Origin of the sequence: Bacteroides sp., assembly GCF_052357945.1 — a bacterium.
GTDB lineage: Bacteria > Bacteroidota > Bacteroidia > Bacteroidales > Bacteroidaceae > Bacteroides.
This window is the reverse complement of record NZ_DAWCXD010000079.1, coordinates 1-12940: the sequence shown is the minus strand read 5'-3', so window position 1 is coordinate 12940 and position 12940 is coordinate 1. Positions and strand designations below refer to the sequence as shown.

Sequence of the window (12940 nt, the reverse complement as noted above, 5' to 3'; positions counted from 1 at the left end):
AAGGTGATTACTTTTGCCAATATCCTGCAACATGATGTATTCCCGTTGGCTCGTATTCTGCAATTAGTCTTGAAATATGGTGAACAGGAGATGCGCCGTCCGGTTGAAATTGAATTTGCGGCTACGATGAGTCGTGAACATGATAAATCCGGAACTTTCTATCTGTTACAAATACGTCCTATCGTAGACAGTAAAGAAATGCTGGACGAGGATTTGAACGAGATACCGGATGAAGATGTGATTCTCCGCTCATATAATTCGTTGGGACACGGTATCATGAATGATATTTATGATGTGGTCTATGTAAAGACCGATAATTATAGTGCCTCCAACAATCAGACAATTGCTTGGGAGATAGAAAAGATTAACCAACAATTCTTGAATGAAGGAAAGAATTATGTGCTTGTCGGTCCGGGACGTTGGGGAAGCAGCGATACTTGGCTCGGTATCCCTGTGAAGTGGCCGCATATTTCGGCTGCCCGTGTGATTGTGGAAGCCGGACTGACCAATTATCGGGTAGATCCAAGTCAAGGGACACACTTTTTCCAGAATCTGACTTCTTTTGGGGTAGGATATTTCACTATCAACGCCTTTATGAATGATGGGGTTTATAATCAGGATTTCCTCAATGCGCAACCGGCAGTGGAGGAAACGAAATATCTTCGTCATGTCCGCTTTGAGAAACCGATGGTGGTCAAGATGGATGGAAAGAAGAAGCTGGGAGTAGTGTTGATGCCTTTTTAAGTGGAACTCGCAATAATTTAATGTGAAACAAATTTTGGAAGTACTAGGAGGATCGTTTTTTTATGTGTTGGAGTTGATAAGATTCTTTTTTCTGACCGTTGGTCTTTTTAACTAAATTAAAATATGACTTAAATCTTCCGTAGCGTACCGTATAGTGTGAATATTAACCTTAAAAAGTCTATATAGACAGGAAATATGGTCTTATAATCTTAAAAATAGAACATAAAATACAAAGAATTGACCTTGTGTAAATTATTATAAAGTTGTTACTTTGTACTCGTTTTTGTGATCAAATAGATTATTAATTAATTATGAGAATTATGAAGAAGAGTTTATTGTACTTGTTTATGCTTGTTTGTTCTGTTAGCATATTCATGAGTTGTAGTGGTGATGACGATGAAGTGAAATATCCGATAGATACAGAATTGGCTGGAGGCTATGTTGGTAATCTGTCTGTGAATGTGGATGGTAATCAAATGGGAACTACCGAAAATCAAAAAATCACAATTTCACAGTCTAATAAGGGAACTAACCAAATTGCATTATCATTGAAGAATTTTACTTTTTTGGTAAATGTTGGTGATATTGAAGTTGATCCTTGCACTGTGAAAGCTATAGATGGTGGTTATGCTTTTGAAGGTCAACAGAATCTAGATTTGGTACAGCCACTTGGTAATTGCCCTGTTAGTATTTCAGGTACTGTGAAAGGTAGCAATATTAATATTGAAATAGGTGTAAAGGTTGGTGCTCCTTTAAATCAAAATGTAAAGGCTACTTTTGTTGGTCGTAAATTGACAGGTAGTGAAAGTTCGGAGGCTAAAATAACAAGTTTTATTTTGGACGATGATATTGTAACAGAACAGCCTATTATTAATGAAGAGGAAGGAATAGTAACTTTTAAGGTTAGCGATGCTGCTGTTGATGACGATTTGTCTGGAATGATTCCTACTATTGTGGTATCATCGAAAGCTAAAATAACTCCAGCTTCAGGTGTTGCGCAGGATTTCTCGAATGGCAAAAAGGTGGAATATACTGTCACTGCTGAAGATGGTACAACTAAAAAATATTCAGTTTTTATAGCTGGATCTTCTGACTACTATTCTTTTGAGACCTGGAAGTCTTTAAATGATGGAGCTTTTGAAGAACCGGATGGGGGATGGGCTACTTCTAACACAGGTGTGTGGTTTATAAAGTCTGTTTATCCTAAGGTATATAATGGTGACTATCCCGTTGTTAAAAGTGAGGATGCTAAAGATGGTGCTGTTGGAGTGAAATTGATAACATTGGATACTAAAGGACAAGCAGGGGCTGATTTGGGTTTTATTAAAATACCAGCTATTCCTAAAGTGACTTCTGGTTCTTTATTTTTAGGGACATTTGAAACTGATATTCAGAATACATTGAATAGTACTAAGTTTGGTAATCCATATTATTCTAAACCTATTTCTGTACAATTCTCTTATAAATATACTCCGGGTTCAGTGTATTATACATGCCCTGATCCGGTAAAAGCTGAAACCGTTGTTGAGGATCCTAATACAACTGATGAATGTAGTGCAACTGCTGTTATTTATGAAGTGCCATATTGGGAGACGGTGGATCCTGATGATGCTAATAATAAAGCTTATGATAAACGATTGACCGGTGCAAATTTATATACTAATACGGATCAGGTTATAGCAATGGCAACATTCTCTAGTGGTGTCCAAGAAGATTATAAAGATGTTACCCTTACTTTGAATTATAAGAAGGATTATGATCCTACTAAAAAGTATCGATTTGCTATTGTATTTTCTTCTAGTAAAAAAGGGGATGAATTTAGTGGAGCTCCTGGAAGTACTTTGATAGTGGACAATGTGAAAGTTGTAGCCGAAAAATAGTAGATATAGAATAAATATAATTTAGTTTTATTTCCCTTCACTCTTATTCTTATTATCATCTGAAGAATAAATGAGTGAAGGGATTTTTTTGTAGTGAGGGGAATTATTGTTTGTAGTTATGGCAATCACACCCCAAATGTCATTCAATATACGATATGGAAATGGATTCGTTCACTATAGAGTAACATCGGGATATAAAGTTTCAATGAATTTGAACTCAGCAAATACTACATAGTGAAAAAATATCTATCATGCTATCATTCTTTTTTGTATTGAGTTAGTTATCAGTGTAGTAAGTATGATAGATGATTTTTCAAATAGGTATCTATCATACTTTTGTCGTAAAAAACGGATATCTATCATACCCATACATACTGCATCCGTTTTAGTGTAGTATTAGGGGGAAACATCCATATGAAGCCACAATAATATCCATTTTATAGGATGATAACCTGTATTTGGCAGCTAAATAATCCATTGGAAACGGTAAACTTTTTGTATCCCACGTATGTAGGCTGTACAGCCCGCATCTGTAAACCGTACAGCTCACGTATGCAGGCTGTTCGTCACACAGATGTGAGCTATAAACTTACCGCTATCAAAGTGGGATTATTAAGCCATACAAGCCGGATTTATATAGATTCATTGCAACAAAAACAAGCCATCTTACGTCTGTTTGAACCTTATTTGGCTATTTTATTGATGAGAGATACCCGCTTTTTGGTGGTATAGAAACGCGGAGACGCTTACGATACTACCCTGTATTTATTGATTTAGCCCATACATAAATAAAAAACTACGAGAAAAGAATTCCCGTAGTTTTCTATTGACACAATATTCTGGATCGTTTAGTATAAAACAATATACTAAAATGCATATCCAAATCCCACGTTCAAATAAATAGGATACATGGCAAATGAGATTGTATCAAAATCTTTTTTGAAAATATCATTCAGCCCCCACGTTAAGTCAGCGTATACATTTAGATGTTTAAATGCTCTCCATTCACCGCCTAGTTGTAGTCCCCATTGAATTTTTCGGAGATTTTCGGAGAAATCATAGGTAGCTATGCTTTCCCCAGAGAAAACAACTCGTGAACCAGTTTGGTCTGGGGTACGTAAATGGCCGTCGTATACATGTCCGGAGAATCCCCCTTCGATGAGGTATGATATGTATGGACCTGCAGACAATTTCCAACGCTTGCTTATCTTATAGTTAGCAACCACCGGAATTGTCAGATATGAATTTTTAACTTTGGTCTTTACTCCTCCTGTCCATAATCCTTGTAATTCTCCACCATTGGTGTTGATAATTTTCATACCGTAATTTTTTACGGTAGCTTCGGTGGTCATATTCTTATTTTCAAGTCGCACTCCTACAGTCATCCCCCATTTGGGATCGAACCACTTTGTCGCATTACCTTCAATTGAAATTGCGATTCCTGGTGCATAACTATCAATTTTACGGATTTCTTTTGGTAGAGGTAATGGTGAAGTTCCACCAATATTGAAACCGGCTTTTATTCCATATTCCCATCCATGTAAATAAGACCAGATGATACCTTGGTTTCTTTCTTCCTGTGCTTGAGCTGTGAATATGCTTACAAATAGCAGCACAACTATGATATTGATTGATTGATATTTTTTCATTGTGTTAGTTTTTTTATTCTTTACAAATAAGTTCTAGCTCATCAACGTATAGAGTGCTACCAACAGCCCCTCTAAAATAGGCGCCATCTACGCTGGATGATAGTACAATACCTAATTTATATTTACCGTTTTGTAGTTTCGTATCGTCAATTTCTCGTCCTTTTACTGATTCGAAATATAAAGTAAACTCATTCCATTCATCTTCTGATTCAATGATATCTTCAGGTTTTATTCGTGCTAATAATACTAATTTATCAGAGTTGAATACGTCATCACCATTGAGCATGATAGAATTATTCTCTGCCTCATACATAACAGCATAAATATCACATTTATCCCTTTTTCCGGTTTGTGGCTGTCCTTCTACAGAATAAACTTCCCCAGCTTTAAATTTATAATGTCCTTTGAGTGCTATGGGATGTTTATAAAATTGAAAACCAAAGTTCGTTGCTTTTCTAGGATTTGTCAGTGCATTTTCTACTTCGAATGTTCCGATAAATAAATTCCCAGCAGCAATATACATTTTTACCATTGCACCAAAATCTCCAGTGTTACGAGTTTCTAGCTTTACAGCCTTACCTTTAAAACCATTTGTAACTTGTACTGTTGGGTAATCTATTCTAGAATTAGCCATACCTGTTAATTTAAAACCAGGATTACCGCTTGACCATTGTAGTACTTTAGATATTTCTTGCGAGGTTGCTGGTGTAAATTCGTAAAATGTATCGTATTCACTGGAGGTTGTCAGTAATTCTTCAAAACTGAAAAGGGTAGGTAATTCCGCTAAAATCACATTTACGGTATAAACAGGCTGCCATTGACCGTCTTCTGATGTAACGGTGAATTTACGGGAGTGCGGTTCTTCGCTGAAATCATAGGTAGATTCAGTATCGCCTGCTATTGGAGTATTTACTTTAATTGTAGCTCCTTGGGGAAGTGTAAATTTTAATTTCTGTTTGGAAAGGTCGGCTCCTTTATTTACATATACATTGATTACTTTAGAATCTGCATCGATATTTGCCAGTTGCACATCATCGCCTGAACAAACATCAATGGCTGCTTCTGAATTTAATGCTTCATCCTGTATGCAGGAGGATATTGCACATGTAAAGATGAAATAGGCTATTAAAGTCTTAATTTTCATTTGATTTTCCTTTTTAGTTTACTAATTTAGTATCTTCTATAAAACTTGGTTGCAAAGTTAAGTTTCTTTTTTGAAATGCAGCACTTCATCACTTAAGTAATTCAATAAAATTAGTGCCTTTTTAAAATTGATGTTATAAATGAATTATTCCTTTTTACATCCCTGCACTGTTTTTATAACAAATCTAACTTCCTTGTTATAATCAGCTTGTACTGTTGTTTCATTTCTTGGGGCAAGAAAGAAATATCTATGAACTCCAGCCACTTGTCGGTAACCTTTATGAATTTAGAAAATAGATTGTCTATGATCTTTTCCTCCAAGCTACAACCATTCATTGCAACTTCAAAATCAGAACGCTTGATTTTGCGTCTTTTACCGTTTAGTGTCAAAGCCAATTCTTCGGTGTCCTCCGGCATGAGGAGTGCCGTAGAGAGCATGTCATATCCCGGAGTCAGCGAATAATAGCCTTTACGCTGACTATAAAGTGAAAAGTTTTTCAGATGCATATCCGCGTTGCCGGTCAACCATGAGAAAACGACTTGTTCCCAGAAGTTTATTACGTCAAGTTTAGGTACAGAGGAATATTGCATAATTATTTTTGCTATCTTTTCATAAGAACCCTTATATTTATATTCTGTGAGACGCTCCGAGAGCTGACACATATCTTCCATTGGCAGCTTTTCACCCTTCGAGGTTCTATCTATGCGTTTAGTGATATAAGCTAATTCACCGTCAGCAAAACGAATCAGTGAATGAGGAACAACGTTTACTTTAGCTAATTCGGCAAGATGCATTGTTAAATCCTCAACTTCAGGCATGTATTTAAATTGTTCCGTTTGCGGTTTGAGAATATAACGCCCCCATAAACCTACGATAGTAAAGCGTTGTGGTTGGTTAGGGGACGATGATATATCGAGAGACAATTTAGCTTGCACTCCTGTAAGTGTGGTTTGTGAACGTATGACTTGTTCGGCAAGTTGCTTAATATCCGCTTTTGTATAAGGTAGGAGAGGAACAGTTTTGCTCCCAAATATTTTCTTTCCACATTGAGGGTGAAAATCAGTTTCTCCCTCGCCAAGTTCCTGATAACAATATAGGCATCTGTTCATCATTATTCTTTATTTAAGATGGGAATCACACTAACTGCACCGATGCAATCTTTACAACAGGCAAGTAGTAACGACATGCGGTCACGACGATTTATCTTCCAACTTTTCTCGGCAATATCCAAGAGCCAGCCTTCGGGAATGAGACCGTCAAAGAATGGGAATAATATTAGACTTGTATATGGCTTTTCAGAGATTGGAAGCGTGAGGCTGACAGGTTCAGCATCGCTGGATTTAATGTAGGCTGCATCATATTGAAAGGTGTAACCATTTTCATCTTCTGTAAGCAGTCCTGCCAACTGGTCTTGGTTGTATATGTGTGCTTGTCTCATAGCTTGTTGAGTTTACTTATTGGTACAACCCCCACTTCCATTCCAAAGAGACTAAGCACTTGATTTACTTTATCAAGACGCAAAGTTTGTTTTCCCTGCTCAAGTTCGCGCACAAAGCGCAACCCAACTCCTGATTTTTCGGAGAGTTCTACTTGGGTCAAGTTATGTTCTTTACGCATTTGCTTGACGTATTCTGATAATGATTTATCGTTCATATTATACCCTTTTGGGTACAAAGATAATGTAATTTCTCATATTTACACCCTTTAGGGTATAAATCTGGTTGTGGATTTATGGATTATACCTTATAGGGTATAAAAAACTGGTGCTCTTTCTTCAGGAAGAAGGAGTACCAGTAGAGGAAAGTGATAGCAGATTACTCTTTCAAAGCCTCTTGCAAATCAATTCCCAATGCCTTGGCAACTCCTGTTCCGTATGCGGGATCAGCTTTGTAGCAGTTGCGTACATGACGTTGTTTGATAAATAGTTCAGCGTCTCCCATAGCACGAGCTGTATTTTCGAACAATAATTGTTGTTCTTCAGCTGGCATCAGTCGGAATAAGTCACCCGGTTGGCTATAATAGTCGTCATCATATTCCCGTTCGTTGTAGTTGTAAACTTCACCGGTAACTTTCAGAGGCGGTTCTTTCATAGTAGGAGAATCCTGCCATTCGCCGTAACTGTTTGGCTCATAACCTTTAGTGTCACCGTAGTTTCCGTCTACGCGCATAGCACCGTCACGATGATAGGCGTGGAAAGGACAACGAGGTTTGTTGACCGGGATTTGTTCTGCATTCACTCCAAGACGATAACGTTGTGCGTCACCGTACGAGAACAAACGTCCTTGCAACATTTTGTCGGGAGACAGGCCGATACCATCTACTATATTCATCGGATTGAAAGCAGCCTGTTCCACTTCGGCGAAATAGTTTTCCGGGTTGCGGTTTAGTTCAAGGATACCGACATCTTGCAGAGGGAAATCTTTGTGCGGCCATACTTTAGTCAAGTCAAACGGGTTGATGCGATAGTTGTCCGCTTCCTCTTCCGTCATTAACTGAATCTGGAATAACCATTTCGGATAATCGCCCTTTTCGATGCTCTCGAAAAGATCACGTTGATGAGATTCACGGTCTTTGGCAACAATTGCTTCCGCTTCCTGGTCAGTCAGATTCTTGATGCCCTGCAAGGTGCGCAGATGGAACTTAACCCAGATACGTTGATTTTCTGCATTGATAAAACTATAAGTATGACTACCGAATCCGTGCATGTGGCGATATGAATAAGGAATACCACGCGGACTCATAGTGATAGTCACCTGATGTAATGCTTCCGGTAAAAGCGTCCAGAAGTCCCAGTTACTGTTCGGGCTACGCATATTTGTTTTCGGATCTCGTTTGATGGCATGGTTCAGATCCGGAAATTTAAGCGGATCACGTAAGAAAAATACAGGAGTGTTGTTACCAACCAAATCCCAGTTACCCTCTTCCGTATAAAATTTCATGGCGAAACCACGAATGTCACGTTCTGCATCAGCTGCTCCACGTTCTCCGGCTACGGTGGAGAAACGGACAAAACATTCTGTTTGCTTTCCGACTTTACTAAAAATGGCGGCACGGGTGTACTTTGTAATGTCATGAGTAACGGTAAACGTGCCGTAAGCTCCTGAACCTTTAGCGTGCATACGTCTTTCCGGAATCACTTCACGATCAAAATGGGCAAGTTTTTCAATAAGCCAGGGGTCTTGTAGCATGACAGGTCCGCGTTGACCTGCGGTTTGCGAGTTCTGATTGTCGGCGATAGGGCGACCGTTCGCAGCAGTAAGTTTTTTCTTTTCCATAAATAGATTCTTTAGTCGGATACAAGTATAAGCAGACTATTTCCTTTTTATTCTTTCATCCGGGGTTTATAATATATAACAAAGATAGGCTTCTTTTGCTCATTTGTCAAACAGATAATTTCTATCTAAAGATAGATAATAACTATGAATTGTGTGCGTACTGCCTGTTATTTTTTTGCTACATAAAAAAAACTCCCGCACTTCCTTTCGGAAGGCGGGAGCCTTTAAATAAACTATAGCTTATATATCTTTCGCTGATTATACGATACCTTGTGCCATCATTGCTTTAGCAACCTTCATGAATCCGGCTACGTTAGCACCCTTCACATAGTTTACGTATCCGTCGGCTTCTGTACCGTACTGAACGCAAGCTTCGTGGATATTCTTCATGATGCTCTTCAGCTTTTCGTCTACTTCTTCAGCGCTCCAGCTCAATTTGATAGAGTTTTGAGTCATTTCAAGACCTGATACTGACACACCACCAGCATTAGCAGCTTTACCCGGAGCGTAAAGGATCTTAGCATCCTGGAACACTTTGATAGCTTCCGGAGTAGAAGGCATGTTAGCTCCTTCAGATACGGCGATACAGCCGTTTGCTACCAGTTGACGAGCGTGGTCGCCATTCAATTCATTTTGAGTTGCAGAAGGAAGAGCAATGTCACATTTTTCACCCCAAGGTTTAGCTCCTTCTACATATTTGCAACCATATTTTTCTGCGTATTCACGGATACGACCACGGTACAGATTCTTCAGTTCCATGATGTAGTCCAGTTTTTCGCGGTCGATACCATCCGGATCGTAGATATAACCGTCAGAGTCAGAGCAAGTAACTACTTTACCACCCAGTTCGATTACTTTTTCGATTGTATATTGAGCAACGTTACCAGAACCGGAAACCAGACAAACTTTACCTTTCAGGTCAGTGCCTTGTTTCTTCAGCATTTCCATCAGGAAGTAGATGTTACCATAACCGGTAGCTTCCGGACGAATCAGTGAACCACCGAATTCGCGGCCTTTACCTGTGAATGTTCCGGTAAATTCATGAGCCAGTTTTTTATACATACCGAACATGAAACCTACTTCACGGCCACCAACACCGATGTCACCGGCAGGAACGTCAGTTTCAGGACCGATGTGACGCCACAGTTCCAGCATGAATGCTTGTACGAAGCGCATTACTTCGGCATTTGACTTTCCACGAGGAGAGAAGTCGGAACCACCTTTACCACCACCCATCGGCAGCGTAGTTAGTGAGTTTTTGAATGTTTGTTCAAAGGCAAGGAACTTCAAGATAGAAAGGTTTACAGATGCATGGAAACGGATACCACCTTTGTAAGGACCGATCGCGTTGTTGTGCTGAACACGGTAACCCATGTTGGTCTGAATATTACCTTTATCATCCATCCAAGTCACGCGGAACTGATATACTCTATCAGGAATACACAAACGTTCGATCAAGTTTACTTTATCAAACTCCGGGTGTTTGTTGTATTCTTCTTCAATAGTAGAAAGTACTTCTTCTACTGCTTGATGATACTCCGGTTCATTGGGAAATCTTCTTTTCAGATCGTCTAATACCTTTGCTGCATTCATAATCTTTTTTTCTTTAATTGGTTGATATAAAAATAATGTGCTAATTTGACAATTTGCTCATGTGCCGCTCGACTATGTGCTTTTCTGCCGTATAGCAATTTGCACACTTGTATATGGGTACATCGGATTTTTATTTCCGGTTGCAAAAGTAAAGATAAAAATTGAACTGGCAAACATTTTATAAAGAAAAATGCGATAAAACATCAAATTTGATATTTTATCGCATTAAAAATAGGAAAAAAGATATTTATTTGTTCTTTTTGATCGACTTATAAACAGGAATAAATACTAATGCTGCCGAAATGACAAGCATTACTACCGTCATCCCGTCAATTCGTTCGGCTTTTGTCAGAACTAAATAGCAAAGCGCCAACCAAAGCAGGCTGATGCAAACTATTTGTGATTTGGATAACGGGCGTTTCATTTCACTCCTCTTTTCTTTTTGTCAACAATGGCGTCGATCACGGCTACGGCTGTGATATTCACAATGTCACGGACAGAACTTTCGAAATCGGTGAAGTGGATAGGTTTGTTCAATCCCATCTGGATAGGGCCGATGAATTCTGTATCCGGGTCCATTGCCTGCAACAGTTTGTAACCGGCGTTTGCTGAACTTAGATTCGGGAAAATCAATGTATTTACGTCTTTACCTTTCAGGCGGGTAAACGGATATTTGGTATCACGCAATTCGCGGTTCATGGCAAAATTTACCTGCATTTCGCCGTCGATAGCCAATTCCGGATATTCGTCCTGCATGTGGGCAACTGCTTCGTGTACTTTCACTGGGCTACCTGCGGTGTCAGCGCCGAAGTTAGAGTATGACAACATAGAGATAACCGGTGTGTGATTGAAGAAACGAACTGTTTTATCGGACAGTTTGGCGATATCAATCAATGTTTCCGTATCGGGGTGGCGGTTAATCAATGTGTCTGCCAGGAAGTAAGTACCTTTCTTGGAGTTCAGGATATGCATGGTACCGAAGTGTTTGAAGCCCGGTTGGATGCCGATCACTTCTTTTGCCACTTTGATCGTATTGCTATATCTTGTATAAAGTCCGGTGATGAATGCGTCTGCATCTCCTGTTTCTACCATCATCATACCGAAGTAGTTGCGTTCGAACATTTTGTCGTTGGCTTCTTCGTAGGTAAATCCTTCGCGTGCACGTTTTTCTGCAAGGATGCGGGAGTAACGTTCGCGACGGTCTGATTCGTTCGGGTGGCGGAGATTCACGATTTCAATTCCTTCCAGGCTAAGATCCATTTCTTCTGCCAGTTTTCCGATAGCTTCGTCGTTTCCTAATAAGATAGGATGACAGATACCTTCGGCTTTTGCTTCAACGGCAGCTTTCAGCATATTCGGGTGGATACCTTCGGCAAATACAACACGTTGCGGTGAGCGGCGGGCAGTATCATACAGTTGGCGGGTCAGTTTGGATTCGTAACCCATCAGTTCTCGCAGGTGAACACAGTAAGCGTCCCAGTCTTTGATTTCTGTGCGAGCCACTCCGCTTTCCATAGCAGCTTTTGCCACTGCGCAGGAAACTTCGGTGATGAGGCGTGGATCTACCGGTTTCGGGATAAAGTATTCCGCACCGAAAGAAAGGTTGTTTACGTGGTAGGCTGCGTTGACTACATCAGGTACCGGTTGTTTTGCCAGGTTGGCAATGGCGTGTACGGCCGCAATCTTCATTTCTTCGTTGATTGCTTTAGCTTGAGTGTCCAAAGCACCGCGGAAGATATATGGGAAACCGATTACATTATTAATCTGGTTCGGATAGTCGGAACGTCCGGTAGCCATCAGTACGTCAGGACGTGCTGCCATGGCATCTTCGTAAGAGATTTCCGGTGTCGGGTTAGCCAATGCGAACACGATCGGCATCGGAGCCATGCTGCGCACCATATCTTGGCTTAACACGTTTCCTTTCGACAGGCCGAGGAATACATCTGCACCTTTGATTGCTTCTTCCAGCGTGTGAATATCCGTGCGGTCGGTTGCAAAATATCTTTTTTGTTCGTTCAGATCCGTGCGTGCTTTGTTGATAACACCTTTACTATCCAGCATGACGATGTTTTCGAGACGTGCACCCAGTGACACATACAATTTAGTACAAGATACGGCAGATGCACCTGCACCGTTCACAACGATTTTTACATCTTCGATTTTCTTTCCGGCCACTTGCAGGGCATTCACCAAACCGGCACTGGAGATAATAGCAGTACCGTGCTGGTCGTCGTGCATGACAGGAATATCCAGTTCTTCTTTCAGGCGACGTTCGATTTCAAAACATTCGGGAGCTTTGATGTCTTCCAGATTGATACCTCCGAAAGTAGGAGCAATAGCCTTTACTGCGGCAATGAATTTCTCCGGATCTTTTTCATCCACTTCGATGTCGAAAACGTCGATACCCGCATAAATTTTGAAAAGCAGACCTTTACCTTCCATTACAGGTTTACCGCTCAATGCACCGATATCACCCAGTCCGAGTACGGCTGTACCGTTGGAAATAACGGCTACCAGATTACCTTTAGCCGTATATTTATACGCATCCTGCGGATTCTTCTCAATTTCGAGACAAGGTTCTGCTACACCGGGAGAATATGCGAGTGATAAGTCGGTTTGTGTACTATAAGGTTTGGTAGGCACTACCTCAATCTT

11 protein-coding genes and 1 pseudogene are annotated in these 12940 nt (G+C 40.1%); 3 read left to right on the top strand and 9 right to left on the bottom strand.

The features are described 5' to 3' along the window. The 3 genes and pseudogenes from ACT8YW_RS14445 to ACT8YW_RS14435 form a co-directional block, all read left to right on the top strand. Positions 1-744 (top strand): annotated as a pseudogene (locus ACT8YW_RS14445) (PEP/pyruvate-binding domain-containing protein); the annotation flags it as partial. A gap of 320 nt (positions 745-1064) precedes the next feature. Continuing rightward, entirely contained in the window at positions 1065-2624 is a 1560-nt protein-coding gene (locus ACT8YW_RS14440; RefSeq protein WP_444105756.1) for a PCMD domain-containing protein, read from the top strand. Between the two features lie 444 nt (positions 2625-3068). Beyond that, the gene (locus ACT8YW_RS14435) at positions 3069-3356 is read left to right on the top strand and encodes a hypothetical protein (RefSeq protein ID WP_444105754.1); all 288 of its coding nucleotides are present in this window, start codon (positions 3069-3071) and stop codon (positions 3354-3356) included. Between the two features lie 134 nt (positions 3357-3490). On the opposite strand, the gene ACT8YW_RS14430 is transcribed toward ACT8YW_RS14435, so the two are convergent. The 9 genes from ACT8YW_RS14430 to ACT8YW_RS14390 form a co-directional block, all read right to left on the bottom strand. Continuing rightward, a complete protein-coding gene (locus tag ACT8YW_RS14430) occupies positions 3491-4273 on the bottom strand; it encodes a porin family protein (RefSeq protein ID WP_444105752.1) in 783 nt (260 codons plus the stop codon). A 13-nt stretch (positions 4274-4286) separates the two neighbouring features. Beyond that, positions 4287-5417 carry a PCMD domain-containing protein gene (locus ACT8YW_RS14425; RefSeq protein WP_413553236.1) on the bottom strand — a complete coding sequence of 377 codons (1131 nt, stop codon included), beginning with the start codon at positions 5415-5417 and terminating at the stop codon, positions 4287-4289. A 173-nt stretch (positions 5418-5590) separates the two neighbouring features. Further along, the gene (locus tag ACT8YW_RS14420; protein ID WP_008024710.1) at positions 5591-6526 is read right to left on the bottom strand and encodes a HipA domain-containing protein; all 936 of its coding nucleotides are present in this window, start codon (positions 6524-6526) and stop codon (positions 5591-5593) included. A gap of 2 nt (positions 6527-6528) precedes the next feature. Continuing rightward, complete coding sequence (locus ACT8YW_RS14415; protein WP_008024708.1) at positions 6529-6855, bottom strand: HipA N-terminal domain-containing protein; 327 nt, start codon at positions 6853-6855, stop codon at positions 6529-6531. Next, the gene (locus ACT8YW_RS14410; RefSeq protein WP_444105750.1) at positions 6852-7070 is read right to left on the bottom strand and encodes a helix-turn-helix transcriptional regulator; all 219 of its coding nucleotides are present in this window, start codon (positions 7068-7070) and stop codon (positions 6852-6854) included. The genes ACT8YW_RS14415 and ACT8YW_RS14410 overlap by 4 nt, the downstream gene beginning before the upstream one ends. A gap of 161 nt (positions 7071-7231) precedes the next feature. Beyond that, positions 7232-8692 carry a catalase gene (locus ACT8YW_RS14405; RefSeq protein ID WP_008641219.1) on the bottom strand — a complete coding sequence of 487 codons (1461 nt, stop codon included), beginning with the start codon at positions 8690-8692 and terminating at the stop codon, positions 7232-7234. A 258-nt stretch (positions 8693-8950) separates the two neighbouring features. Next, positions 8951-10285, bottom strand: coding sequence for an NADP-specific glutamate dehydrogenase (locus ACT8YW_RS14400; RefSeq protein ID WP_122136959.1), 1335 nt, complete (start codon positions 10283-10285; stop codon positions 8951-8953). Positions 10286-10532: 247 nt separating this feature from the next. After that, positions 10533-10709: a hypothetical protein gene (locus tag ACT8YW_RS14395; RefSeq protein ID WP_444105747.1), complete on the bottom strand. Its 177-nt coding sequence runs from the start codon at positions 10707-10709 to the stop codon at positions 10533-10535. After that, positions 10706-12940, bottom strand: a 2235-nt coding sequence (locus ACT8YW_RS14390; RefSeq protein ID WP_444105745.1) for an NADP-dependent malic enzyme, incomplete at its 5' end; no start/stop codon positions are given. The genes ACT8YW_RS14395 and ACT8YW_RS14390, both read right to left, overlap by 4 nt.

Excerpts from the sequence above, each read along its gene's own strand:
- ACT8YW_RS14430 (WP_444105752.1), bottom strand. The coding sequence starts at position 4,273 with ATGAAAAAATATCAATCAATCAATATCATAGTTGTGCTGCTATTTGTA.
- ACT8YW_RS14410 (WP_444105750.1), bottom strand. The coding sequence starts at position 7,070 with ATGAACGATAAATCATTATCAGAATACGTCAAGCAAATGCGTAAAGAA.
- ACT8YW_RS14405 (WP_008641219.1), bottom strand. The coding sequence starts at position 8,692 with ATGGAAAAGAAAAAACTTACTGCTGCGAACGGTCGCCCTATCGCCGAC.
- ACT8YW_RS14420 (WP_008024710.1), bottom strand. The coding sequence starts at position 6,526 with ATGAACAGATGCCTATATTGTTATCAGGAACTTGGCGAGGGAGAAACT.
- ACT8YW_RS14400 (WP_122136959.1), bottom strand. The coding sequence starts at position 10,285 with ATGAATGCAGCAAAGGTATTAGACGATCTGAAAAGAAGATTTCCCAAT.
- ACT8YW_RS14435 (WP_444105754.1), top strand. The coding sequence starts at position 3,069 with ATGATAACCTGTATTTGGCAGCTAAATAATCCATTGGAAACGGTAAAC.
- ACT8YW_RS14395 (WP_444105747.1), bottom strand. The coding sequence starts at position 10,709 with ATGAAACGCCCGTTATCCAAATCACAAATAGTTTGCATCAGCCTGCTT.
- ACT8YW_RS14415 (WP_008024708.1), bottom strand. The coding sequence starts at position 6,855 with ATGAGACAAGCACACATATACAACCAAGACCAGTTGGCAGGACTGCTT.
- ACT8YW_RS14425 (WP_413553236.1), bottom strand. The coding sequence starts at position 5,417 with ATGAAAATTAAGACTTTAATAGCCTATTTCATCTTTACATGTGCAATA.
- ACT8YW_RS14440 (WP_444105756.1), top strand. The coding sequence starts at position 1,065 with ATGAAGAAGAGTTTATTGTACTTGTTTATGCTTGTTTGTTCTGTTAGC.